The 25,408-nt window shown below is 60.7% G+C and carries 22 protein-coding genes; 1 reads left to right on the top strand and 21 read right to left on the bottom strand.

The features are described from left to right. Positions 1 to 13: 13 nt before the first annotated feature. The 20 genes from nuoL to C4J94_RS16295 all read right to left on the bottom strand — a co-directional run bounded on the left by nuoL (position 14) and on the right by C4J94_RS16295 (position 23,185). Positions 14 to 1,867, bottom strand: coding sequence for an NADH-quinone oxidoreductase subunit L (nuoL, locus tag C4J94_RS16390; RefSeq protein ID WP_124387137.1), 1,854 nt, complete (start codon positions 1,865 to 1,867; stop codon positions 14 to 16). Beyond that, entirely contained in the window at positions 1,864 to 2,172 is a 309-nt protein-coding gene (gene nuoK / locus C4J94_RS16385) for an NADH-quinone oxidoreductase subunit NuoK (RefSeq protein WP_003219560.1), read from the bottom strand. Before nuoK ends, nuoL begins: the two co-directional genes overlap by 4 nt. Before the next feature lie 2 nt (positions 2,173 to 2,174). After that, the gene (gene nuoJ, locus C4J94_RS16380; RefSeq protein ID WP_124387136.1) at positions 2,175 to 2,678 is read right to left on the bottom strand and encodes an NADH-quinone oxidoreductase subunit J; all 504 of its coding nucleotides are present in this window, start codon (positions 2,676 to 2,678) and stop codon (positions 2,175 to 2,177) included. A 9-nt stretch (positions 2,679 to 2,687) separates the two neighbouring features. Further along, entirely contained in the window at positions 2,688 to 3,236 is a 549-nt protein-coding gene (gene nuoI, locus C4J94_RS16375) for an NADH-quinone oxidoreductase subunit NuoI (protein ID WP_003174725.1), read from the bottom strand. Positions 3,237 to 3,247: 11 nt separating this feature from the next. Further along, on the bottom strand, positions 3,248 to 4,255 hold the full coding sequence (gene nuoH / locus C4J94_RS16370) for an NADH-quinone oxidoreductase subunit NuoH (protein ID WP_003174724.1): 1,008 nt from the start codon (positions 4,253 to 4,255) through the stop codon (positions 3,248 to 3,250). After that, complete coding sequence (gene nuoG / locus C4J94_RS16365) at positions 4,252 to 6,966, bottom strand: NADH-quinone oxidoreductase subunit NuoG (protein WP_124387135.1); 2,715 nt, start codon at positions 6,964 to 6,966, stop codon at positions 4,252 to 4,254. The genes nuoH and nuoG overlap by 4 nt, the downstream gene beginning before the upstream one ends. Before the next feature lie 136 nt (positions 6,967 to 7,102). Then, positions 7,103 to 8,461, bottom strand: coding sequence for an NADH-quinone oxidoreductase subunit NuoF (gene nuoF, locus C4J94_RS16360; protein ID WP_124387134.1), 1,359 nt, complete (start codon positions 8,459 to 8,461; stop codon positions 7,103 to 7,105). Then, entirely contained in the window at positions 8,458 to 8,955 is a 498-nt protein-coding gene (gene nuoE / locus C4J94_RS16355) for an NADH-quinone oxidoreductase subunit NuoE (protein ID WP_003232080.1), read from the bottom strand. The genes nuoF and nuoE overlap by 4 nt, the downstream gene beginning before the upstream one ends. Positions 8,956 to 8,957: 2 nt before the next feature. Then, on the bottom strand, positions 8,958 to 10,742 hold the full coding sequence (gene nuoC, locus C4J94_RS16350; RefSeq protein ID WP_124387133.1) for an NADH-quinone oxidoreductase subunit C/D: 1,785 nt from the start codon (positions 10,740 to 10,742) through the stop codon (positions 8,958 to 8,960). A 72-nt stretch (positions 10,743 to 10,814) separates the two neighbouring features. Beyond that, entirely contained in the window at positions 10,815 to 11,489 is a 675-nt protein-coding gene (locus tag C4J94_RS16345; protein WP_003174719.1) for an NADH-quinone oxidoreductase subunit B family protein, read from the bottom strand. 10 nt (positions 11,490 to 11,499) lie between these two features. Further along, complete coding sequence (locus C4J94_RS16340) at positions 11,500 to 11,913, bottom strand: NADH-quinone oxidoreductase subunit A (RefSeq protein ID WP_003192109.1); 414 nt, start codon at positions 11,911 to 11,913, stop codon at positions 11,500 to 11,502. A gap of 640 nt (positions 11,914 to 12,553) precedes the next feature. Continuing rightward, on the bottom strand, positions 12,554 to 13,879 hold the full coding sequence (gene aceA, locus C4J94_RS16335) for an isocitrate lyase (protein ID WP_010458877.1): 1,326 nt from the start codon (positions 13,877 to 13,879) through the stop codon (positions 12,554 to 12,556). 496 nt (positions 13,880 to 14,375) lie between these two features. Further along, positions 14,376 to 15,113 carry a secretin N-terminal domain-containing protein gene (locus tag C4J94_RS16330; protein WP_124387132.1) on the bottom strand — a complete coding sequence of 246 codons (738 nt, stop codon included), beginning with the start codon at positions 15,111 to 15,113 and terminating at the stop codon, positions 14,376 to 14,378. A gap of 212 nt (positions 15,114 to 15,325) precedes the next feature. Next, positions 15,326 to 15,748: a GNAT family N-acetyltransferase gene (locus tag C4J94_RS16325; protein WP_124387131.1), complete on the bottom strand. Its 423-nt coding sequence runs from the start codon at positions 15,746 to 15,748 to the stop codon at positions 15,326 to 15,328. Next, positions 15,741 to 16,907: a cupin domain-containing protein gene (locus C4J94_RS16320; protein ID WP_124387130.1), complete on the bottom strand. Its 1,167-nt coding sequence runs from the start codon at positions 16,905 to 16,907 to the stop codon at positions 15,741 to 15,743. The genes C4J94_RS16325 and C4J94_RS16320 overlap by 8 nt, the downstream gene beginning before the upstream one ends. Before the next feature lie 84 nt (positions 16,908 to 16,991). After that, a complete protein-coding gene (gene purB, locus C4J94_RS16315; protein WP_124387129.1) occupies positions 16,992 to 18,362 on the bottom strand; it encodes an adenylosuccinate lyase in 1,371 nt (456 codons plus the stop codon). Positions 18,363 to 18,487: 125 nt separating this feature from the next. Next, complete coding sequence (gene hflD / locus C4J94_RS16310; protein WP_016969254.1) at positions 18,488 to 19,111, bottom strand: high frequency lysogenization protein HflD; 624 nt, start codon at positions 19,109 to 19,111, stop codon at positions 18,488 to 18,490. Further along, the gene (gene mnmA / locus C4J94_RS16305) at positions 19,108 to 20,232 is read right to left on the bottom strand and encodes a tRNA 2-thiouridine(34) synthase MnmA (protein ID WP_124387128.1); all 1,125 of its coding nucleotides are present in this window, start codon (positions 20,230 to 20,232) and stop codon (positions 19,108 to 19,110) included. The genes hflD and mnmA overlap by 4 nt, the downstream gene beginning before the upstream one ends. 59 nt (positions 20,233 to 20,291) lie before the next feature. Beyond that, positions 20,292 to 20,738 carry an NUDIX hydrolase gene (locus C4J94_RS16300; protein WP_124387127.1) on the bottom strand — a complete coding sequence of 149 codons (447 nt, stop codon included), beginning with the start codon at positions 20,736 to 20,738 and terminating at the stop codon, positions 20,292 to 20,294. Positions 20,739 to 20,959: 221 nt separating this feature from the next. Continuing rightward, complete coding sequence (locus tag C4J94_RS16295; protein WP_124387126.1) at positions 20,960 to 23,185, bottom strand: NADP-dependent isocitrate dehydrogenase; 2,226 nt, start codon at positions 23,183 to 23,185, stop codon at positions 20,960 to 20,962. A 494-nt stretch (positions 23,186 to 23,679) separates the two neighbouring features. On the opposite strand from C4J94_RS16295, the gene icd reads away from it, so the two are divergent. Next, entirely contained in the window at positions 23,680 to 24,936 is a 1,257-nt protein-coding gene (gene icd, locus C4J94_RS16290; protein WP_124387125.1) for an NADP-dependent isocitrate dehydrogenase, read from the top strand. Between the two features lie 62 nt (positions 24,937 to 24,998). Here the strand turns inward: icd and C4J94_RS16285 are convergent, their stop codons facing one another. Beyond that, complete coding sequence (locus C4J94_RS16285) at positions 24,999 to 25,268, bottom strand: cold shock domain-containing protein (RefSeq protein WP_124387124.1); 270 nt, start codon at positions 25,266 to 25,268, stop codon at positions 24,999 to 25,001. Positions 25,269 to 25,408: the final 140 nt, after the last annotated feature.

The raw sequence follows: 25,408 nt of genomic DNA, 5'->3' as shown, positions 1-25,408 counted from the left end.
CGCAAAGTTCATATCAGACCGCTACCACTACGATGGCGCCGATCACCAGCACGGCACCGGCCGCCATGGAAGCTGCATACCAACGCAATTGCCCTGTCTCGCTGCGGCTCAGTGCGGTGTGACCGCCTTTGGCTGCACGCGGGATCAAACCGATGGTCTGGTCGAGCGGGTCTTTGCGCAGTACATGGCTGATCGCAAGGTAAGGCTTGACGAACAGTTTGTCGTAGATCCAGTCGAAGCCCCAGGCGGCGAACCACCAGGCCGACAGGAAGCGGCCGATACCGCTGTTGGCCACGGCGGTCACGAAGCGACGCTTGCCGAGGAACAACAGCGCCGCCAGCAGGATACCGGCGATGGCGATGGCGCCCGAGGCGATTTCCAGGCTGTGCTTGGCTTCGCCGCCGGCATGGCCGACGCTTTGCGGCAGTACACCGGCCAGTGGCGGAGTGATCAGGGCGCCGATGAAGGTCGACAGGATGATCAGCACCGACAGTGGCAACCAGTGGGAGATACCGTGGCCAGCATGCGCTTCGGTCTTGGCTTCACCGTGGAAGGTGATGAAGATCAGGCGGAAGGTGTACAGCGAGGTCATGAACGCACCCACCAGGCCTGCGTACAGCAGGTTCTGGTTACCGCTGGCAAAGGCTTCCCAGAGGATTTCGTCCTTGGAGTAGAAACCGGCGGTCACCAGCGGCAGCGCGGCGAGCGCGGCACCACCGACGATGAAGCTGGCGTAGGCCAACGGCAGTTTCTTCCACAGGCCGCCCATCTTGAAGATGTTCTGCTCGTGGTGGCAGGCCACGATCACCGCACCGGAGGCCAGGAACAGCAGGGCCTTGAAGAAGGCGTGGGTCATCAGGTGGAAGATCGCCGCGTCCCAGGCGCCAACGCCCAGGGCCAGGAACATGTAGCCGATCTGGCTCATGGTCGAGTAGGCGAGGATACGCTTGATGTCGGTCTGCACCAGCGCGGCGAAGCCGGCCAGTACCAGGGTCACGCCGCCGACGATGCCTACCAGGTGCAGGATATCCGGCGCCAGGGTGAACAGGCCGTGGGTACGGGCGATCAGGTAGACACCGGCGGTCACCATGGTTGCCGCGTGAATCAGTGCCGACACCGGGGTAGGACCGGCCATTGCATCCGCCAGCCAGGTTTGCAGCGGCAGTTGCGCGGATTTACCGACAGCGCCGCCCAGCAGCATCAGGGTCGCCAGGGTGATCCAGAAGTCGCCGACCTGGAATTTCTGCGGTGCCAGCACCAGCAGTTCCTGGATGTTCAGCGTGCCCACCTGTTGGAACAGGATGAACAGGCCGATGGCCATGAACACGTCGCCGATACGGGTGACGATGAACGCCTTGAGTGCCGCGTTACCGTTGTTGCGGTTGCTGTAGTAGAAACCGATCAACAGGTACGAGCACAGGCCCACGCCTTCCCAGCCAAAGTACAGGAACAACAGGTTATCGCCGAGCACCAGGAACAGCATGCTGGCGATAAACAGGTTGGTGTACGAGAAGAAGCGCGAGTAACCGGCTTCACCGCGCATGTACCAGGAGGCGAACAAGTGGATCAGGAAGCCTACACCCACCACCACGCCGAGCATGGTGATCGACAGGCCGTCGACGTAGAGGGCGAAGTTGGGCTTGAAGCCTTCCACCGACATCCACTGCCACAGCACCAGGGTGTAGTGACCGCCTTCCGGCGGCGCCACGTTGAATTGCCAGATGACGTAGGCGGCGACGATGGCCGACAGGCCAATGGAACCCACGCCGATCAGGGCCGAAAGGTTTTCCGACCAGCGTCCGCGAGAGAACGACAGCAGCAGGAAACCGATCAGGGGAAATACGAAAGTCAGAAAGATCATATTCATCCGCGCATCTCACTGGCAGCGTCGATATCAAGCGTGTGGAAGCGACGATACAGTTGCAGCAGGATCGCCAGGCCGATACTGGCCTCGGCGGCTGCCAGGCTGATCACCAGGATGAACATGACTTGTCCATCCGGCTGGCCCCAACGGCTACCCGCCACGATGAACGCCAGTGCCGCGGCGTTCATCATGATTTCCAGGCTCATCAACACGAACAGAATGTTACGGCGAACCATCAGGCCGACCAGGCCAAGGCAGAACAGGATGCCGGCGACCGCCAGACCATGCTCCAAAGGGATAGCAGGCATCGTCATTGCTCCTTGGCTTCGTTGCGGCCCAAGTGGAAGGCCGTGATGGCTGCGGCGAGCAGCAGCATCGAAGCCAGTTCGACCACCAGCAGGTACGGGCCGAACAGGCTGACGCCCACGGCTTTCGCGTCCACGGTGGTGTGGCCGATGGCCTGGCCGCTCTGGTGAGCGAACAGCACATACAGCAGTTCAGCCAGCAGCAGCGCCGCCAGCACAACCGGGCCGAGCCAGATGCCGGGCTTGAGCCAGACGCGTTCCTGGGCGACCGAAGCCGGCCCCAGGTTGAGCATCATCACCACGAACACGAACAGCACCATGATGGCGCCGGCGTAGGCGATCACTTCCAGCACACCGGCGAACGGTGCGCCGAGTGCGAAAAAGGTCATGGCCACGGCGATCAGCGAAATGATCAGGTAGAGCAGGGCGTGCACGGGGTTGGTGTTGGTGATCACGCGAAGCGTGGACACAACCGCGATACCCGATGCGAAATAGAAAGCGAATTCCATCTTTCTTCCTTAAGGCAGCAAGCTCTTCACGTTGATCGGCTCGGCTTCGTTTTGTGCGGCGCCCTTGGGCTTACCGGCAACGGCCATACCTGCAACACGATAGAAGTTGTAATCAGGGTTTTTACCGGGACCAGAGATCAGCAGATCTTCTTTCTCGTACACCAGGTCCTGACGTTTGAACTCGGCCATCTCGAAATCCGGCGTGAGCTGGATCGCGGTGGTCGGGCAAGCTTCCTCGCAGAGGCCGCAGAAAATGCAGCGCGAGAAGTTGATACGAAAGAAGTCCGGGTACCAGCGACCGTCTTCGGTTTCAGCTTTCTGCAGGGAGATGCAACCCACCGGGCACGCCACGGCGCACAGGTTGCAGGCTACGCAACGCTCTTCGCCATCGGGGTCACGGGTGAGCACGATGCGGCCACGATAGCGCGGCGGCAGGTACACCGCTTCTTCCGGGTATTGCAGGGTGTCGCGTTTGCGAAAGCCGTGACCGAACACCATCACCAGGCTTCGCAACTGGGTACCGGTACCCTTAACGATGTCGCCAATATATTTGAACATGGGTCAAATCCTCACTGAACCGCGGCTGCTGGCGTGTTCAACAACACGACGGCAGCCGTCACCAGCAAATTGATCAGGGTCAGCGGCAGGCAGAATCTCCAGCTGAAATCCATCACCTGGTCATAGCGCGGGCGCGGAATCGAGGCGCGCAGCAGGATGAACAGCATGATGAAGAACGCGGTCTTCAGGAAGAACCAGAAGAAGGCCAACTGCGGCAGGATGCCAAACGGACCGTGCCAGCCGCCAAAGAACAGCGTCACCAGCAGGGCCGAGATCAAGATGATGCCGATGTACTCACCGACGAAGAACATGCCCCACTTCATGCCGGCATATTCAATGTGGTAGCCGTCGGCCAGTTCCTGCTCCGCTTCCGGCTGGTCGAAGGGGTGACGGTGAGTCACGGCTACGCCAGCGATGAAGAAGGTGCAGAAGCCAAAGAACTGCGGAATGATGAACCACAGGTTCTGTGCCTGGTACTCGACGATATCGCGCATGTTGAACGAGCCAACCTGCACCACGATGCCCATCAGTGCCAACCCCATGAACACTTCATAGGATACGGTTTGCGCCGAGGCCCGCAAGCTGCCCAGCAGGGCGAACTTGTTGTTGCTCGACCAACCGGCGAACAGCACCGCGTACACCGACAGGCCCGCCATGGCGAAGAAGAACAGCAGGCCGATGTTCAGGTCCGCCACGCCCCAGGTCGGGGTGATCGGGATGATCGCGAAGGCAATCAGCAAGGCGCTCATGGCCACCACCGGTGCCAGGGTGAAGATCACCTTGTCGGCAAACGGCGGGGTCCAGTCTTCCTTGAAGAACATCTTGAGCATGTCGGCGGCGATCTGGAACATGCCGAACGGGCCAACGCGGTTCGGACCGTAACGGTCCTGCCACCAGCCCAGCAGGCGACGTTCGACGAAGCTGAGCAAAGCGCCCGCGACGACCACGGCCAACAGGATCACGATGGCCTTGACGACCGAGATGATCACGTCGATCACTTCAGGGGTGAACCAGGTCATTGCGCTGCCTCCTGCAGACCGTCAACGGTTTGGCCAAAGATCGCTGGAGGAATACCGGCGATGCCTTTAGGCAGTGCAACCAGGCCGGCACCCAGCTCTTCGTTGATGCGCAGCGGCAGACGCAAGGTCTGGCCGGCCACGTTCAGGCTGAGCAGGGCACCGTCGTTGACGCCCAGGCGGTCGGCTTCGGACTTGGCCAGGGCCACGTAGGCGGCTGGAATGCGTTCCTGAACCGGCGCGGCCTTGGAAGAGGTCTCTTCGCTGCCGAACAGGTGGAAGAACGGCACGACCTGCCAGGTACCCGGCGCCGGGTTGAATGGACGCGGTACGGCGGCGAACCAGTTCAGCGAGTCACCGGTGCTTTCGATCAGGCGGGTGCCCGGGTCGCCAGCACGGATGTGACCACCGACTTCGTCCTGGAACTTGTTCCAGGCCTGCGGTGAGTTCCAGCCCGGCGACCAGGCAAATGGCACCTGCTGACGTGGCTCGACCGAACCCGAGTAACCTTCCATGGAGAAGGCGAATGCGGTGTCGGCGTCTTGCGGGGTACGCGGTTCATGCACGCTGATGTTGGCGCGCATGGCGGTACGACCGGAGTAACGCAGCGGCTCACGGGCCAGTTTCAGGCCCTTGATGCGGAACGCGGCGGACGGTGCGGCGTCGACGATGCGCGCCAGCTGCGGTGCGCTGGCGGCGGTCGCGGCGGTGACGTGGTCCAGCTGGGTCCAGTCGATCGGCTGGTTCAGCAGGGTCGCGCGCAGGGCATGCAGCCAGCGCCAGCCTTCGTGAACCAGGATGCTGGCGTCCATGTACTTCGGATCGAACACCTGGAAGAAGCGCTGGGCGCGGCCTTCCTGGCTGACCAGGGTACCGTCGCCTTCGGCGAAGGTAGCGGCCGGCAGTACCAGGTCGGCACGCTCGCTGGTGGCGGTCTTCTGGTGGTCGGCCACGATCAGCACCTTGGCGGCGTTGAGTGCAGCGTCAACCTTGGCCGCAGCGGTGCGGGTGTACAGGTCGTTTTCCAGCACCACGATCGCGTCGGCACGGCCGTCGGTCACCGCTTGCAGGGCCGCGTCCACGGACTCGCCACCGAGCATGGCCAGGCCAAGGCTGTTGGCTTCCGGTACAACCAGGCTGATGGAGCCGTTCTTGTCGCGCAGCTTCAGGGCCTTGGCGATGTTGGCGGCGGCTTCGATCAGCGCCTTGGAACCCAGCGACGTACCGGCAATGATCAGCGGGCGCTTGGCGGCCAGCAGGGCGTCGGCGATGCGCTGGGCCAGTGCCAGGGCTTCAGTGTCTAGGCCGTCAACGGCTGGCGCGCTGGCGTCGAGGGCGTGGGCCACGGCGAAGCCGATGCGCGCTAGGTCGTCCGGTGCGGCGTGGACGCATTCTTCGGCGATGTCGTCGAGCTTGGTTTCAGCCAGGGAGGCGATAAACAGCGGGTTCAGCGCGTGCTGGCCGATGTTTTTCACCGCGGCGTCGAGCCAGGGCTGGACGCGCATGGCATCGGCCATTTCCTCGGCCTTGCCTTTGACCGACTGACGCAGCGACAGCGCGATACGCGCGGCGGTCTGGGTCAGGTCTTCACCGAGCACGAAGATCGCATCGTGGTCTTCGATGTCGCGCATGTTCGGCACAGGCAGCGGGCTGTCGTTCAGCACTTGCAGGACCAGGCGGATACGCTCCAGTTCGCCGGCTTCGATACCGCAGTAGAAGTGCTCGGCGCCGACCAGTTCACGCAGCGCGAAGTTGCTTTCGAGGCTGGCGCGCGGCGAGCCGATACCGACGATGTTACGCCCACGCAGCAGGTCGGCGGCCTTGTCCAGCGCGGCGTCCAGGCTCAGCTTGGCGCCATCGGCCAGCAGCGGCTGGCGTGGACGGTCTTCGCGGTTGACGTAGCCATAGCCGAAACGGCCACGGTCGCACAGGAAGTACTGGTTGACCGAACCGTTGAAGCGGTTTTCGATACGGCGCAGCTCACCGTAGCGCTCGCCCGGCGAGATGTTGCAACCGCTGGAGCAGCCATGGCAGATGCTCGGGGCGAACTGCATGTCCCATTTACGGTTGTAGCGCTCGGAGTGGGTCTTGTCGGTGAACACACCGGTCGGGCAGACCTCGGTGAGGTTGCCGGAGAATTCGCTTTCGAGCACGCCGTCTTCAACGCGACCGAAGTACACGTTGTCGTGGGCGCCGAACACGCCCAGGTCGGTGCCGCCGGCGTAGTCCTTATAGAAACGCACGCAACGGTAACAGGCGATGCAGCGGTTCATCTCGTGGGAAATGAACGGGCCGAGGTCCTGGTTCTGGTGGGTGCGCTTGGTGAAGCGATAGCGGCGCTCGTTGTGGCCGGTCATCACCGTCATGTCTTGCAGGTGGCAGTGACCGCCTTCCTCACAGACCGGGCAGTCGTGAGGGTGGTTGGTCATCAGCCATTCGACGACACTGGCGCGGAACGCCTTGGATTCATCATCGTCGATGGAGATCCAGGTGTTGTCGGTGGCTGGGGTCATGCAGGACATGACGATACGACCGCGGGTGTCGTTCTCGTCGGTGTACTGCTTGACCGCACACTGGCGACAGGCACCGACGCTACCGAGCGCGGGGTGCCAGCAGAAATACGGGATGTCGAGGCCGAGTGACAGACATGCCTGTAACAGGTTGTCCGCCCCATCGACTTCGAGCGCTTTGCCGTCTACGTGGATAGTGGCCATGGTTCAAAGTTCTTCGTTGGCCCGTTGTCAGCGGGCGTGGCTAATGGAATCTTGTTATTCATGTGCATCTACACAGCCATCAAGGCGTCCGCACATGAGAAAAGCGAAAGGCATGAACCCTTCGCTTCTTTAAGCGCTACGCACCGACCATGGTCGGTGATACCACCTGAGTGAGTTCGCCCGCGCGGTTTGGCGCGATGCCGGCCTCGAATTCAGGGCGGAAGTATTTGATTGCGCTGCCCAGTGGTTCCACGGCGCCCGGTGCATGGGCACAGAAGGTCTTGCCTGGGCCGAGGAAACCGACCAGGCCCAGCAGGGTTTCGATGTCACCCTCGCGGCCTTCGCCATTTTCCAGGGCCATCAGCAGCTTGACGCTCCACGGCAGGCCGTCACGGCAAGGGGTGCAGAAGCCGCAGGATTCACGCGCAAAGAACTGCTCCATGTTGCGCAGCAGCGAGACCATGTTCACCGTGTTGTCCACCGCCATCGCCAGGCCGGTACCCATCCGGGTGCCCACCTTGCCGATGCCGCCGGCATACATCTGCGCGTCCAGGTGCTCGGGCAGCAGGAAGCCGGTGCCGGCGCCGCCTGGCTGCCAGGCCTTGAGGGTGTAGCCGTCGCGCATGCCGCCGGCGTAGTCCTCGAACAGCTCGCGCGCGGTCACGCCGAACGGCAGCTCCCACAGGCCAGGGTTCTTGACCTTGCCGGAGAAACCCATGAGCTTGGTGCCCATGTCTTCACTGCCTTCGCGGGCCAGGGATTTGTACCAGTCCACGCCGTCGGCGATGATCGCGGGCACGTTGCACAGGGTCTCGACGTTGTTCACACACGTCGGCTTGCCCCACACGCCAACGGCGGCAGGGAAGGGCGGCTTGGAACGCGGGTTGGCGCGGCGGCCTTCGAGGGAGTTGATCAGTGCGGTTTCTTCACCGCAGATGTAACGCCCGGCGCCGGTGTGCACGAACAGCTCGAAGTCGAAACCCGAACCGAGGATGTTCTTGCCCAACAAGCCCGCCGCCTTGGCTTCAGCCACGGCACGGTTGAGGTGCTTGGCGGCGGTGGTGTATTCACCGCGCAGGAAGATGTAGCCACGGTAGGTTTTCAGCGCGCGGGCGCTGATCAGCATGCCCTCGATCAGCAGATGGGGCAGTTGCTCCATCAGCATGCGGTCTTTCCAGGTGTTGGGCTCCATTTCATCCGCGTTGCACAGCAGGTAGCGGATGTTGATGGATTCGTCTTTGGGCATCAGGCCCCACTTCACCCCCGTGGGGAAGCCGGCGCCACCGCGGCCTTTGAGGCCCGCGTCTTTCACGGTCTGGACGATGTCGTCCTGGGCCATTTCGGCGAAGGCCTTGCGCGCGGCGGCGTAGCCGTTCTTGGCCTGGTACTCGTCGAGCCACACAGGCTCGCCGTCGTCACGCAGGCGCCAGGTCAGCGGGTGGGTCTCGGCCGAACGCTTGATCAGGTTGGCCGGGCCGAAGGAGGTCAGGGTCATGGGTAGCCCTCGAGCAATTGGGTCACGCCAGCAGGCTGCACGTCACCGAATGTGTCGTCGTCGATCATCAACGCCGGCGCCTTGTCGCAGTTGCCCAGGCAGCACACCGGCAGCAGCGTGAAGCGGCCGTCGGCGGTGGTCTGGCCCAGGCCGATGCCCAGCTTGGCCTGGATTTCGCTGACCACGGACTCGTGGCCGCCGATGTAGCAGACCATGCTGTCGCACACGCGAATGATGTGGCGGCCGACCGGCTGGCGGAAGATCTGGCTGTAGAACGTCGCCACGCCTTCAACGTCGCTGGCTGGGATGCCGAGGATCTCGCCGATGGCGTAGAGGGCGCCGTCCGGCACCCAGCCACGTTCCTTCTGCACGATCTTCAAGGCTTCGATCGACGCCGCGCGCGGGTCTTCGTAGTGATGCAGCTCGTGCTCGATGGCCGAGCGCTCGGTTTCACTCAAGGTGAAACGGTCTGTCTGGATAAGCGTGCTGTTCATGCTTAGCGGTCCACGTCGGCCATAACGAAATCGATACTACCAAGGTACGCAATCAAGTCCGCGACCATCTCGCCTTTGATCACCGAAGGGATCTGCTGCAAGTGCGGGAAGCTTGGGGTGCGAATCCGGGTGCGGTAGCTCATGGTGCCGCCATCGCTCGTCAGGTAATAACTGTTGATGCCCTTGGTCGCTTCAATCATCTGGAAGGACTCGTTGGCCGGCATGACCGGGCCCCACGAAACCTGCAGGAAGTGCGTGATCAGGGTTTCGATGTGCTGCAGCGTGCGCTCTTTGGGCGGCGGCGTGGTCAGCGGGTGATCCGCCTTGTACGGGCCTGCCGGCATGTTGCGCATGCACTGCTCGATGATCTTCAGGCTCTGGCGCATCTCTTCGACACGCACGATGCAACGGTCGTAGGCATCGCCGTTCGCGGCTGTCGGAATTTCAAACTCGAAGTTCTGGTAGCCGGAGTACGGGCGCGCCTTGCGCAAGTCGAAATCGCAACCGGTGGAACGCAAGCCGGCACCGGTGACGCCCCATTCCAGGGCCTCTTTGGTGTTGTACTGGGCCACGCCGATGGTACGGCCCTTGAGGATGCTGTTATCCAGCGCAGCCTTTTGGTATTCGTCCAGGCGCTTGGGCATCCAGTCGATGAATTCCTTGACCAGGCGCTCCCAGCCATTGGGCAGGTCGTGGGCCACACCGCCAATGCGGTACCAGGCCGGGTGCAGGCGGAAGCCGGTGATGGCTTCGATCACCTTGTAGGCGCGTTGACGGTCGGTGAAGGTGAAGAACACCGGGGTCATGGCGCCGACGTCCTGGATATAGGTACCCAGGAACAGCAGGTGGCTGGTGATCCGGAAGAACTCGGCCATCATGATGCGGATGGTGTCGACGCGGTCCGGTACCGTGATCCCGGCCAGCTTCTCGACCGAGAGCACATACGGCAGGTTGTTCATCACGCCGCCGAGGTAGTCGATACGGTCGGTGTACGGGATATAGCTGTGCCAGGACTGGCGCTCGCCCATCTTCTCAGCACCACGGTGGTGGTAGCCGATGTCCGGAACGCAGTCGACGATCTCTTCGCCGTCCAATTGCAGGATGATACGGAACGCACCGTGAGCCGAAGGGTGGTTCGGGCCCAGGTTGAGGAACATGTAGTCCTCGTTGGTGCCGGAACGCTTCATGCCCCAGTCTTCCGGGCGGAAGCGCGCAGACTCTTCTTCGAGCTGTTGCTTGGCCAGGTTGAGGGTGAACGGATCGAATTCGGTGGCGCGGGCAGGGAAGTCCTTGCGCAGCGGGTGACCTTCCCAGGTTGGCGGCATCATGATACGCGACAGGTGCGGGTGGCCGGGGAAGTCGATACCGAACATGTCCCAGACTTCACGCTCGTACCAGTTGGCGTTCGGCCAGATACCGGTCACGGTCGGCACGCTCAGGTCGCTTTCGGACAGCGCGACCTTGAGCATCACGTCGCTGTTACGTTCCAGCGACATCAGGTGGTAGAACACGGTGAAATCGGCGCCGCTCGGCAGGCCTTGACGCTTGGTGCGCAGACGCTCGTCCACGCCGTGCAGGTCATAGAGCATGACGTACGGCTTGGGCAGGTTGCGCAGGAAGGTCAGGACTTCGACAAGCCTGGCACGCGCCACCCACAGCACCGGCATACCGGTGCGTGTGGCCTGGGCGGTGAAGGCGTCAGGGCCAAAACGGTTATTGAGTTCGACAACCACATCCTGGTCGTCTGCCTTGTAAGGCGGGATATACAGAGCACTGCCTGTAGTCATGGTTTTTTATCGCTTTCGGTCAACGTAAAGAATGAGGCCAGGTTTTCGTTCTATAAAAAGAAGCGGGCTGGATCAGACTTCGTCGGGGCTGCGCAGGTTGGTGACTGCGATTCGCTGTTCGCGGCGCTGTTCCTTTTGCGAAGGCATCTCGGCGCGGTACACGCCTTGATCACCGACGACCCAGGAAAGTGGGCGACGCTCCTTGCCAATCGATTCCTGCAGCAGCATCAAGCCTTGCAGGAATGCTTCGGGACGGGGCGGGCAGCCAGGCACGTAGACGTCCACGGGCAGGAACTTGTCCACCCCTTGAACGACCGAGTAGATGTCGTACATGCCACCGGAGTTGGCGCACGAACCCATGGAAATCACCCATTTCGGTTCGAGCATTTGCTCATAGAGACGCTGAATGATCGGCGCCATCTTGATGAAGCAGGTACCGGCGATAACCATGAAATCCGCCTGGCGCGGTGATGCCCGGATAACTTCGGCGCCAAAGCGCGCGATGTCGTGGGGCGCCGTGAAGGCGGTGGTCATTTCCACGTAGCAGCACGAAAGGCCGAAGTTGTACGGCCACAGGGAGTTTTTACGCCCCCAGTTGACCGCGCCACTCAGCACGTCTTCCAGCTTGCCCATGTAGATGTTTTTGTGGACTTGATCTTCTAACGGATCGGAAACGGTTTCCCGTTCGCCGATGGGGTACTGCTCGTTAGGAGCATCCGGGTCGATCCTGGTGAGATTGTATTGCATCGCCAAAGCCTCATTGTTTCAGCTTCGCTTGCCGCTTACGACGAGCTTCCGGAGCCCAGTCAAGGGCGCCCACTCGAAATAGGTAGACAAGGCCTGCCAACAGAATTGCTATGAAAACGAGGGCTTCGACGAATCCGGTCCAGCCGCTTTCGCGAACGGACACAGACCAGGCAAAGAGAAAGAGGGCTTCGATATCGAAGATCACGAAGAGCATCGCGACCAGATAGAATTTGGCTGAGAGCCGCAAGCGGGCGCCACCTGTAGGCAGCATGCCGGACTCGAACGGTTCATTCTTGCTGCGGCCCCAGGCTTTTGACCCGAGGAGGCTGGAGACGCCGAGCATGAAGGCGCAAAGGCCTACAACACCGAGGAGGAAAATGGCAAAGCCCCAGTTGTGGGCCATGAGTCCTGTCGCGTCGGTCATGCTGGAAATCCTTAACAGAGAGCAAAGGTCTCTGAGCTCGAAAAAGTAACGATGCAGTGACGATATGTCGCACTGCAATCAATCGCGGTGATTTTATGGCTAAACACCGGGCAAGTAAAATTCCTGTGGCGAAATTATTCGATGGAATAAGCACATAGTGCACCTTTGTGGGGCTCAAGCCCTTGCGTAGCGGGCATTAGGGGGCTTTTTATCAAATGTGTTTTGTTTTAGCTGTAACGAAGTTTTTGCGCGCCAAATGATAATGAATATTGTTTGCGCAGGATTTAAGCGAATGTTTCTCATGTGGCGGGGAAGTTACCGTTACTTGCTTGAATGCTGTTTAGTTGCCGCAGCGGTTCTTTTAACCGATCGGACGTGGACGAATACCGCTCTGGATCAATCTTTTGCGCAAAAAAACCGGTATTGAACGCATTCACCTGTGGGAGGGGGCTTGCCCCCGATCGCGGTGTGTCAGTCGAGGCTTTGTGGCTGATTCACCGCAATCGGGGGCAAGCCCCCTCCCACATTTGATTTCTGGTGTTGCTGAAATAAAAAACGCCCCGAGCCAGTCGGGGCGTGATGGTTGTGCGGCACTGCGGTTAGGTCTTCCCTGGGGCCGCAATGGCCGTGTACGCGGTGCTTAGTGGAACTGCTCTTCCTCGGTCGAACCGGTCAGCGCGGTCACGGACGAGGTGCCACCCTGGATGACGGTGGTCATGTCGTCGAAGTAGCCAGTGCCCACTTCCTGCTGGTGCGCCACGAAGGTGTAACCCTTCGATGCGTCAGCGAACTCCTGCTCTTGCAGCTTCACGTAGGCGGTCATGTCGTTGCGGGCGTAGTCGTGCGCCAGGTTGAACATGCTGTGCCACATGTTGTGAATGCCGGCCAGGGTAATGAACTGGTGCTTGTAGCCCATGGCAGACAGTTCGCGCTGGAACTTGGCGATGGTCGCGTCGTCCAGGTTCTTCTTCCAGTTGAAGGAAGGCGAGCAGTTGTAGGACAGCAGTTGGTCCGGGTATTCCTTTTTGATCGCTTCGGCGAAGCGGCGGGCTTCGTCCAGGTCCGGCTTGGCGGTTTCGCACCAGATCAGGTCGGCATAGGGCGCGTAGGCCAGGCCCCGGGCGATCGCCTGGTCAAGACCGGCGCGCACTTTGTAGAAACCTTCCTGGGTGCGCTCGCCGGTCACGAACGGCTGGTCGTACGGGTCGCAGTCCGAGGTCAGCAGGTCGGCGGCGTTGGCATCGGTGCGCGCCAGGATGATGGTCGGCGTACCGGCAACGTCAGCGGCCAGGCGGGCAGCGGTCAGCTTCTGTACGGCTTCCTGGGTGGGCACCAGAACCTTGCCGCCCATGTGGCCGCATTTTTTCACCGAAGCCAATTGGTCTTCGAAGTGCACGCCGGCAGCGCCAGCCTCGATCATGCTCTTCATCAACTCGTAGGCGTTGAGTACGCCGCCGAACCCGGCTTCAGCGTCCGCCACGATAGGCGCGAAGTAGTCGATGTAGCCTTCGTCGCCTGGGCCTTTACCGGCTTTCCACTGGATCTGGTCGGCGCGACGGAACGAGTTGTTGATGCGCTTGACCACGGTCGGTACGGAGTCCACCGGGTACAGCGACTGGTCGGGGTACATGGATTCAGCGGAGTTGTTGTCCGCTGCCACTTGCCAGCCGGACAGGTAGATCGCCTGGATACCGGCTTTCACCTGTTGCACTGCCTGGCCGCCAGTAAGGGCGCCCATGCAGTTGACGAAATCTTTGTCGGGGCGGAAGGACGGCTTGGCACCTTGGGTGACCAGGTTCCACAGCTTCTCGGCGCCGAGTTTTGCAAAGGTGTGCTCAGGCTGGACCGAGCCACGCAGGCGGACGACGTCAGCAGCGGAATAAGCGCGGGTCACGCCTTTCCAGCGTGGGTTTTCAGCCCAGTCTTTTTCAAGGGCTGCAATTTGCTGTTCGCGTGTCAGTGCCATGGGGAAAAACCTCGTCGCATAGGTCTAGGTGGAAAATTCCGTGTGCCAGCCGCGTAGTGAGTACGTGGTTATGGCTGCTCGCTGACCAGAAGCTTAGGCGGTCAAGCCGGGTTTGACGGGGAGGGCGACGGGATGAACGATCGGCTCAAAGGGGGAATTGAGCAGGTAAGGGCAAACTGCGAACGGTCTTCGGGCATCGTGGGCCTTTGTACGATCCATCAGTGTGTAGCCGGGTTACCTGGTTAGCTTCCGTCCCTCGGGACAACTTCGTTCCAGTCGCAACCAACGTCAAACACACCTTGTGGGCGGTACAGACACGAATCGGCTCAGGTGGGTAGTTTAGAGCGGCGATCCGAAGGCCCTTGCCAGGGCCCCTGATTAGCGGGAGCGAGGCCATCATGCCCATGCTTTTTTGGCTCGTCAAACGTTTTGTAGTGCTTTTTTTATGGCACTACATCTTTGGTCTAATACGACTCGCCAGTCAGTTTTTGGTGCTTCAGTTCAATGTGTCCACTTTGACCCGTACCGTCAGGTCATCGCGGCCCTGAGTAGAGTAGCTGCGGGTTGTAGAGGATTTGTCGGCTTGAGTTTCACGGTTGATGCCCGCCAGCGTGATCCACTCGCCCAGGCGACCGCTGACGCTTGTGTCGGTACTTTGTACGTTCACTACATCGGGACGTTCCTGGCTCATGCGGTCACGGTTGGTACTGATGGCGAGGTGAACGGTCTCGCCGGTGACGCTGGCGGTCACGTAAAACCCCTGGGTGACGTTGCGATACTGGGTCTGGTTTTGCAGGCGCCCGTAGCTGTCCTGCTGGGTGGTGGTCAGCGGTACGCTTTGGCCGACCTGGATCAGCGCAGGCACGCCTTCACTGGCCTGGATCTGCTGAATGCCACCCTCGCGGCTGGTGGTGCCGTAGCTGATGATGCGGGTCTGGCTGTCGCCGGTGTTGTGCTGATTGTTTTCATTGGTATCGACGGTGATCAGCAAGCGCTTGGCGGGCGTATCCAATTGGCCAAGCAGTGTGCGCAGCGCCTCGATCTTGCCCGGCTCGGCGTTGACGATCAGTTGGTTGCCATAAACGCTGACGGTGCCGTCCTTGCCGATGAAGTTCTGCGCGACCGGCAGCAGGTCGGCGCTGGTGCGGTTGCTCAGGTCGACGACCTGGGTGTCGGCCATGGTCGAGGCGCTTGCGGTCAGGATGAGGGCGGTGAGCAGGGTGCGTAGGGACATGTCCGTTATCTCTGCGAGTCATTTGGCGTGATAGTGCCAGTTTGTCGGCGTGGCAGCGCGCAAGTTGAATCGTAGACGGCAAAATGCCCTGGCTGGCAGGGCATTTGGGGTGTTGCTGAAATAGCCATCGGGGGCAAGCCCCCTCCCACACTGACCACGCGGTCAAAATGTGGGAGGGGGCTTGCCCCCGATGGTGGCGACGCGGTCTGGAATCAGCCCTCACGCACCATATCAACATGCGGAATCCCGACCTCGAGGAATTCCTCGCTGACGATCTTGAAGCCCAGTCGCTCATAAAACGGCGCCGCGTACACCTGCGCACTGAGAAACTGCCTGCTCTGGCCACGTTGCTCGGCCTGGCCAATCACCGCTTCCATCAGCTTGTCGCCGACCTTCAGCCCGCGCCAGTCCTTGAGCACCGAGACGCGTCCGATCTCGCCGCTGGGCAGCAAGCGAGCAGTGCCGATCGGAAAGTCGCCTTCGTATGCAAGGAAATGCATGGCGCCGGCGTCGTCCGCATCCCACTCCAGCTCCGGTGGAACCGATTGTTCAGCGATAAATACCGCTTCACGAATGCGCCGAATCTCGTCGATATCCTTTCGCCAGTCCGCGACACTTACGTGAATCTTATTCATCCGCAAACCCCAGGCTGCCTTGCTTGACCAGTTCGCACAGCAGGTCGCGACCGTCTTCGTCGGCCAGCCAAACGCCGAGGTTTTCGCTGTGCAGCGCGTCTGCCGAGCACACCAGCTTCAGCAGTTCGCGCAGCTTGCCCGGCAGGTAACGGCTTTGGCCGCTGGCGAACAGCAGTACATCGTCGTCCACTTCCGACCAGGCCAGGCGCGCGCTTGGGTTGCGTACCAGGATCGCGCCGTCTTGCAGGCTGCTGATGAAATCCTCCTCGCCCACCTCTTCGCCCGCCACCAGCTCCGGGTAGCGCGGCTCGGTCATGAACTGGCCGAACCAGGTCAGCAGCATGCGCTCGTCGCTCATGTGCTCGGCCAGCAGGCTCTTGAGGCGGTCCAGTGCATCGCTCTGGATCTGGTGCGGGTCGCTGACCGGCTGGGCATCGGCGTCGGTGTAGCGCTCTTCGTCGGTCAGGTACTGGCTGAGGAAGTCGGTGAAGTGGGTCAGCACTTCGGCCGCGCTCGGGGCACGGAAGCCTACCGAGTAGGTCATGCAGTCGTCTTCGGCAATGCCGAAGTGCGCCAGGCGCGGCGGCAGGTACAGCATGTCGCCCGGTTCGAGTACCCATTCGGCGCTTTCTTCGAATTCGGCGAGGATGCGCAGGTCGGCGTGCTGCAGCAGCGCGCTTTCGGAGTTGCACATCTGGCCGATCTTCCAGTTGCGCTTGCCTTGGGCTTGCAGCAGGAACACATCGTAGTTGTCGAAATGCGGGCCGACGCTGCCACCTGGCGCGGCGAAGCTGATCATCACGTCGTCGATGCGCCAGCTCGGCAGGAAGCGGAAGTGCTCGAGCAATTCGGCGACTTCTGGCACGAACTGGTCAACCGCCTGCACCAGCAACGTCCACTCACGCTCGGGCAGCGTGCTGAAGGCGTCTTCGGCGAACGGGCCGCGACGCAGCTCCCACGGACGTTCGCCGTGTTCGATCACCAGGCGCGACTCGACTTCTTCTTCCAGGGCCAGGCCGGCCAGTTCGTCGGCGTCGATCGGGCTTTCGAAATCGGGGATGGCCTGGCGGATCAGCAGTGGTTTTTTCTGCCAGTAGTCGCGCAGGAATTCCCGTGCCGTGATGCCGCCCAGAAGTTGAAGAGGAATATCAGGATTCATGTGTAACCTATTGAAAAAAAGCACTTTTAAGACAGGAATAAAAACGCCCGGCGCGGCCGGGCGTCTCAAAGGGTCGTGCGCTGATCAGATGCGTTTGGCTTGCTCAACGGCGTTGCCAATGTAGTTGGCCGGGGTGAGCAGTTTCAGCTCGGCCTTGGCTGCGGCTGGCATGTCCAGGCCGTCGATGAAAGTTTGCAGTGCGTCAGAGGTGATCCCCTTGCCGCGCGTCAATTCTTTCAGCTTCTCGTAAGGGTTTTCGATGTTGTAGCGGCGCATCACGGTCTGGATCGGCTCGGCCAGGACTTCCCAGCAGGCGTCCAGGTCAGCGGCGATCTTCTGCTCGTTGAGTTCCAGCTTGCTGATGCCTTTGAGGCTGGCTTCGTAGGCGATCACGCTGTGGGCAAAGCCCACGCCAAGGTTGCGCAGTACGGTGGAGTCGGTCAGGTCGCGCTGCCAGCGCGAGATCGGCAGTTTGCTGGCCAGGTGCTGGAACAGCGCGTTGGCGATGCCGAGGTTGCCTTCGGAGTTTTCGAAGTCGATCGGGTTGACCTTGTGCGGCATGGTCGACGAACCGATTTCACCGGCAATGGTGCGCTGCTTGAAGTAGCCCAGGGAGATGTAGCCCCAGATATCGCGATCGAAGTCGATCAGGATGGTATTGAAACGCGCGATCGCGTCGAACAGCTCGGCGATGTAGTCGTGGGGTTCGATCTGCGTGGTGTAGGGGTTGAAGCCCAGGCCCAGCTCGTCTTCGATGAACGCGCGGGCGTTGGCTTCCCAGTCGATCTCAGGGTAGGCCGACAGGTGGGCGTTGTAGTTGCCTACCGCGCCGTTGATCTTGCCCAGCAATGGCACGGCGGCGACCTGAGCGATCTGGCGCTCCAGGCGGTACACCACGTTGGCCAGTTCTTTGCCCAGGGTAGTTGGCGATGCCGGCTGGCCATGGGTGCGCGACAGCATCGGCACGGCGGCGAAACGGATCGCCAGCTCGCGGATGGCGTCGGCGGTTTGGCGCATCAGTGGCAGCATCACGTCATCACGGCCTTCGCGCAGCATCAGGGCGTGGGACAGGTTGTTGATGTCCTCGCTGGTGCAGGCAAAGTGGATGAACTCGCTGACCTGGGCCAGTTCCGGCAGCTTGGCCGCTTGCTCCTTGAGCAGGTATTCGATGGCTTTGACGTCGTGGTTGGTGGTGCGCTCGATCTCTTTCACACGCTCGGCGTGTTCCAGAGAGAAGTTTTCCGCCAGGGTGTTGAGCACAGCGTTGGCTTGGGCGGAAAACGCCGGCACTTCGCTGATGGCAGGGTGAGCGGCCAGGCGCTGGAGCCAGCGCACTTCAACCAGGACACGGGCACGGATCAGGCCGTACTCGCTGAAAATAGGGCGCAGGGCCTGGGTTTTGCCGGCGTAGCGGCCGTCAACAGGGGAAACCGCAGTGAGCGAAGAAAGCTGCATGGGGTGTTCTCGGACAGTCGGGCAACGAAATGGGGCGCGTATCATACATGAAAATATCCGCCGGTCCGTCGCCAACTGACCGGCGTATTACGCGTAACGGCTTGAAAAGGGTCTGCTGATACGACTTATTCGTTGCGCATCAACGGGTAAAGCTCTTTGAGCAATTTGCGTCGGCTGATCACCAACTGCCAGCGATGGCCGCCCAGTTGGCGCCACAAGCGCGCCGAACGAATCCCCGCCAGCAGCAGGGCGCGGATTTTCGAGGCGTTGTTCGGTTGCTGCAGGTTGCGCATGTCGCCGTGCACCTGGATGCGCTGGCGCAAAGTACTTAAGGTGTCCTGGTACAGCGCGCCGCAGGCGGCGATCACGTTTTCGTGGGCTGGGCCAAAGTGCTCCACCTGGGACTGGATCTGTGGCAGGCGTTTGCCGATGGTCTCGAGCATGTCCTCACGCTTGGCCAGTTGGCGCTCCAGGCCGAGCATCGACAACGCGTAGCGCAACGGCTCGCGCTGCAGGGTGCTGGGGTCGCGCTCCAGGGCGCCGATCAGCGCGCGGTAACCTTCACGCAGCGCCAGGTCGTCACCACCGTAGACTTCCAGGGTGTCCTTGGGGTCGCGGATCAGCAGGCTGCCGAGCATGCAGGTCAGGCCCGCCTCGGTGACCTGGCCGGTCTTGGCGATCTTGTCCACCAGCACCGCGGCGAGGAAAACCCCGCCCAGCGCGGTCAATTGCTCCTGGGTCGGGCTCATGCCGGGTTGCTCCAGGCTTGCGCCACTTCAATCACACCGCCGCCAAGGCAGACTTCGCCGTCATAGAACACCACGGACTGGCCAGGGGTGACTGCGCGCTGCGGGTCGTCGAAGGTGGCTCGGTAGCCTGTAGCGGTTTTTTCCAGGGTGCAGGGCTGGTCGCTCTGGCGATAGCGCACTTTGGCGGTCAGGCGGCGCGGGGTGCTCAGGTCGATCGGGTTGACCCAATAGATTTCCGAAGCGAGCAGGGCGCCGGAGAACAGCAGCGGGTGCTCGTTGCCCTGGCCGACGACCAGCACGTTGTTTTCCAGATCCTTGACCAGCACGTACCATGGTTCTTCGCCGGCGTCTTTCAAGCCGCCGATGCCGAGGCCCTGGCGCTGGCCAATGGTGTGGTACATCAGGCCGTGGTGACGGCCGATCACTTCACCTTCGGTGGTCTTGATCTCGCCCGGTTGTGCCGGCAGGTATTGCTTGAGGAAGTCGCTGAAGCGGCGCTCGCCGATAAAGCAGATCCCGGTGGAATCCTTCTTCTTGGCGGTGGCCAGGCCGTGTTGCTCGGCAATCTTGCGCACTTCGGGCTTTTCCAGCTCGCCCACCGGGAACAGGGTCTTGGCGATCTGTTCACCGCCCACGGCGTGCAGGAAGTAGCTCTGGTCTTTGTTCGGGTCCAGGCCCTTGAGCAGTTCGGTACGACCATCGATATCGCGGCGGCGCACGTAGTGGCCAGTAGCAATCAGATCGGCACCGAGCATCATGGCGTAGTCGAGGAATGCCTTGAACTTGATCTCGCGGTTGCAGAGGATGTCCGGGTTCGGCGTGCGGCCGGCCTTGTATTCGGCCAGGAAGTGCTCGAACACGTTGTCCCAGTACTCGGCGGCGAAGTTGGCGGTGTGCAGCTTGATACCGATCTTGTCGCACACCGCCTGGGCGTCCGCGAGGTCATCCATGGCGGTGCAATATTCCGTTCCATCGTCTTCTTCCCAGTTCTTCATGAACAGGCCTTCCACCTCATAACCCTGCTCCATGAGCAGAACGGCGGAAACGGAAGAATCCACGCCGCCGGACATGCCGACGATGACGCGCTTCTTTTGAGTGTCAGAAGGGGCTGGATCACGCATAGGGTTTCAACGGGTGTCTTGAAAAAGGACGCGATTCTAGCAGGCCTGGGCCCGCAAGGCTAAAGAGAAGGGCGGATCAATTCCAGACTGTGGTGCTGACCGGCCAGATAATCATCGATACAGCGGATGATCAGTTCGCTGCGCCAGTTGTCGCGCAAGGCCATCAGTTCATCGCGGGTCAGCCAGCGGGCGCGCAGGATGCCTTCGTCGAGCTGATAGTCCGGGTGGTGCTTCAGCGTCTTGGCGATAAAGCAGACTCTCTGATAGGTCACGCCATTGCTGGGTGCGGTGTACAGGTAGATGCCGACGATGCCCGTGGCTTCGACGTCCCAGCCGGTTTCTTCCAGGGTTTCGCGCACGGCGGCTTCGGTCAGGGTTTCGTTCGGGTCCAGATGGCCCGCGGGCTGATTGAGCACGGCACGGCCGCCCTTGAGTTCTTCGACCATCAGGAAGCGGCCGTTGTCTTCGACGAGGGTGGCGACGGTGATGTGGGGGAGCCAGGTCATAGTTGCCTCGATTCAGGACGCGGTGCGGTCTTACAGAGGGAAAATACAGTCAGTGTGGGAGGGGGCTTGCCCCCGATGAGGGAGTGTCAGTAAATACATCTGGGGCTGACCCACTGCCATCGGGGGCAAGCCCCCTCCCACATTTGATCCGGTTTCTTCAGTTCGATAGTGGAAACAGAAACCCCGGCACAAGGCCGGGGCTTCTTTGCATCCTTACAACCTTACTTCAACTTGGCGATCGCCGCATTGAGCGTATTGCTCGGGCGCATGGCCTTGCTGGTCAGCTCCGGGTTCGGCGCGTAGTAGCCGCCGATGTCCACTGGCTTGCCCTGTACGGCGTTGAGTTCGGCAACGATGGTTGCTTCGTTCGCGGCCAGGGTCTTGGCCAGTTCGCCGAACTGCGCTTGCAGTGCAGTGTCTTCGGTCTGGGCGGCCAGGGCCTGGGCCCAGTACAGCGCCAGGTAGAAGTGGCTGCCGCGGTTGTCGATGTTGCCGACTTTGCGCGATGGCGACTTGTTGTTGTCCAGGAACTGGCCGGTGGCCTGGTCCAGGGTCTTGGACAGTACCAAGGCTTTCGGGTTGTTGTAGGTCACGCCCAGGTGCTCGAGGGACGCGGCCAGGGCCAGGAACTCGCCCAGGGAATCCCAGCGCAGGAAGTTTTCTTCCAGCAGCTGCTGCACGTGTTTCGGTGCCGAACCACCGGCGCCGGTTTCGAACAGGCCGCCGCCGTTCATCAGCGGTACGATCGACAGCATCTTGGCGCTGGTGCCCAGTTCCATGATCGGGAACAGGTCGGTCAGGTAGTCGCGCAGTACGTTACCGGTCACCGAGATGGTGTCCAGGCCCTTGCGGGTGCGCTCCAGGGTGAACTTCATCGCGTCGACCGGGGCCATGATGCGGATGTCCAGGCCTTCGGTGTTGTGGTCTTTCAGGTAGGCCTGAACTTTCTCGACCACGACGCCATCGTGCGCACGCTTAGGGTCCAGCCAGAAGATGGCCGGGGTGTTGCTGGCGCGGGCGCGATTGACGGCGAGCTTGACCCAGTCCTGGATCGGCGCGTCTTTGGTCTGGCACATGCGGAAGATGTCGCCGGCTTCGACTTTCTGTTCCATCAGCAGGTTGCCCTTGCTGTCGGTGACGCGGACCACGCCGTCAGCCTTGATCTGGAAAGTCTTGTCGTGGGAGCCGTACTCTTCGGCTTTCTTCGCCATCAGGCCAACGTTTGGCACGCTGCCCATGGTGGTTGGGTCGAAAGCGCCATTGGCCTTGCAGTCTTCGATGACCGCCTGGTAGATGGTGGCGTAGCAGCGATCCGGGATCACCGCCTTGGTGTCGTGCAGCTGGCCGTCGGTGCCCCACATCTTGCCGGAGTCACGGATCATGGCCGGCATCGAGGCGTCGACGATCACGTCGCTCGGCACGTGCAGGTTGGTGATGCCTTTGTCGGAGTTGACCATCGCCAGGGCAGGGCGAGCGGCGTAGACGGCCTGGATGTCCGCTTCGATCTGCGCCTGCTGGTCAGCTGGCAGTGCCTTGATGCGGGCGTACAGGTCGCCGATGCCGTTGTTCAGGTTGAAGCCGATCTGTTCCAGCACGGTAGCGTGCTTGGCCAGGGCGTCTTTATAGAACTCGGCAACGATCTGGCCGAACATGATCGGGTCGGAGACCTTCATCATGGTGGCTTTCAAGTGAACCGACAGCAGTACGCCTTGTTTCTTGGCGTCTTCGATCTCGGCGGCGATGAACGCGCGCAGGGCCTTCTTGCTCAGTACGGCGGTATCGATGATCTCGCCGGCCTGTACGGAGGTCTTTTCTTTCAGGACGGTGGCGCTGCCGTCTTGGGCGATCAGCTCGATTTTGACAGCGTCAGCGGCTTCGATCTGTACGGCTTTTTCGCTGCCGTAGAAGTCGCCGTTGCTCATGTGGGCAATGTGCGACTTGGAGTCGGCAGCCCAGGCGCCCATCTTGTGCGGGTGCTTGCGTGCGTAGTTCTTGACCGACAGCGGTGCGCGGCGGTCGGAGTTGCCTTCGCGTAGTACCGGGTTCACGGCGCTGCCCTTGACCTTGTCGTAACGGGCACGGGTTTCTTTTTCCGCGTCGGTGGTTACGGTTTCCGGGTAGTCCGGCAGAGCATAGCCCTGGGCCTGCAGTTCCTTGATCGCGGCTTGCAGCTGCGGGGTCGAGGCGCTGATGTTAGGCAGCTTGATGATGTTGGCTTCAGGCGTAACGGCCAGGTCGCCCAGTTCGGCGAGGTGGTCCGGGATGGCCTTGGCGCCCAGTTGCTCGGGGAAGCTTGCGAGGATGCGCCCGGCGAGGGAAATATCGCGGGTTTCCACGGCAATATCAGCGGAAGCGGTGAAGGCCTCTACGATAGGCAGCAGTGAATAGGTGGCGAGGGCTGGGGCTTCGTCGGTGAAGGTATAGATGATCTTCGAGCGGGTGGGCATATTCGGATTAACTCTCTTCTTTGCTGAAAGCGTGCGCAGAAACTCGAGATGCGCCGGGTGGAGCGCGTTCGTTCAAAGTCATCCATGAGCGAAATGTCGAGGTTTCTTCGCGGTGATGTTGGGTTGCATCAGTCGAGCGTCAAGCGTTTGGACTATTGTAATAGTCCTGCTTTCTGGCTGAAGGCTACTGTCTAGAGCGGTCAACCGTCGTGACTCTTGGGTCAGCGGCGGCATTATACATAGGTCGCTATGCTTACGCTGAGCCTTCATACAAAAGGTGTGTCGTCCATTGGTCTAAAGGTCGCAGGTGGCTCGGGTGTGCGCTATGTCGCACGTTGTGCTCAAGATTGGCGGTTTTCCCTTTGATTTCAGGCTTGTAGGCGACAATTTATGCTGTTTTCGATGCAAATGAGCATGGCGCAAGGTTTCAGTCGCCATATATCTGGAGTAGGCTCGAACGCAGCCAGATGTTCAATCCATAGATGGAGTTCAGCATGGGATACAAGAAGATTCAGGTTCCGGCAGTCGGCGACAAAATCACCGTCAATGCAGACCATTCTCTCAATGTTCCTGACCAACCGATCATCCCCTATATCGAAGGTGACGGTATTGGCGTCGACATCAGCCCGGTGATGATCAAGGTGGTCGACGCCGCTGTTGAAAAGGCCTACGGCGGCAAGCGCAAGATCTCGTGGATGGAGGTGTATGCCGGCGAGAAGGCGACTCAAGTCTACGACCAGGACACCTGGCTGCCCCAGGAAACCCTGGATGCGGTCAAGGATTATGTAGTGTCCATCAAGGGCCCGCTGACCACGCCGGTCGGCGGCGGCATCCGTTCGCTGAACGTGGCCCTGCGCCAGCAACTCGACCTGTATGTGTGCCTGCGCCCGGTGCGCTGGTTCGAAGGCGTGCCCAGCCCGGTCAAGAAACCGGGCGATGTGGATATGACGATCTTTCGCGAAAACTCCGAGGATATTTACGCCGGCATCGAGTGGAAGGCCGGTTCGCCTGAGGCGATCAAGGTGATCAAGTTCCTCAAGGAAGAAATGGGCGTAACCAAAATTCGTTTCGACCAGGATTGCGGGATTGGCGTGAAGCCGGTTTCCAAGGAGGGCACCCAGCGCCTGGCGCGCAAGGCGCTGCAGTATGTGGTGGATAACGACCGCGACTCGCTGACCATCGTGCACAAAGGCAACATCATGAAGTTCACCGAAGGCGCCTTCAAGGAATGGGCCTACGAAGTGGCGGCCGAGGAATTCGGCGCGACCCTGCTCGATGGCGGGCCGTGGATGCAGTTCAAGAACCCGAAGACCGGCAAGAACGTGGTGGTCAAGGATGCGATCGCCGATGCGATGCTTCAGCAGATCCTGCTGCGCCCGGCTGAATATGACGTGATTGCGACACTTAACCTGAACGGCGACTATTTGTCCGATGCCCTGGCGGCGGAGGTGGGCGGTATCGGTATCGCGCCGGGCGCCAACCTGTCCGACACCGTGGCCATGTTCGAAGCCACCCACGGTACGGCGCCCAAGTATGCAGGCAAGGATCAGGTCAACCCGGGCTCATTGATCCTGTCGGCGGAAATGATGCTGCGGCACATGGGTTGGGTCGAGGCGGCTGACCTGATCATCAAGGGCACCAACGGCGCTATTTCGGCGAAGACCGTGACCTATGACTTCGAACGCCTGATGGATGGGGCGACCCTGGTGTCATCGTCAGGCTTTGGTGAGGCGCTGATCAAGCATATGTAAGCAGGGCATGAAAACCGGCCATCCGATGACTGGAGTGGCCGGTTTCTTTGTCCGATGGAGAATCAGGCAGTTTCTTTTTTTTCTGCTTGAGTGGCCAGTGCCACAGACGCTTCGGTTGCAGGGCTCATGGACGCAAAAACGCCCTCGGCTTGCTTTCCCTTGCGTCCTTCAACAATTTTTTCGAACTGTACAGGCTGGCCCGCTTTCAGCGTTTTATACCCATCCATTCTTATCTGCGAGAAATGCACGAAAATATCTTCTTCGTAGCCTTCTACCCTAAGGAACCCGAATCCTTTGGCGTTGTTGAACCAGCTGACCTTACCACTAGTCATTCCCTTATCCCTCTGCACCAGACTCCATCACTGGAGTATCATCCTGTCTATCCGTCCTAACCCGAATAAATAAGGTTGACTGCGCGGACCTTTTTTACCCACTGTGGGCTCTATTGGTTGTAACACCGATTTGCCGATAG

This window comes from Pseudomonas sp. R5-89-07, assembly GCF_003851685.1.
Taxonomy (GTDB): domain Bacteria; phylum Pseudomonadota; class Gammaproteobacteria; order Pseudomonadales; family Pseudomonadaceae; genus Aquipseudomonas.
The sequence above is the reverse complement of the archived record's forward strand: the minus strand, read 5'-3'. Positions and strand labels throughout refer to the sequence as shown.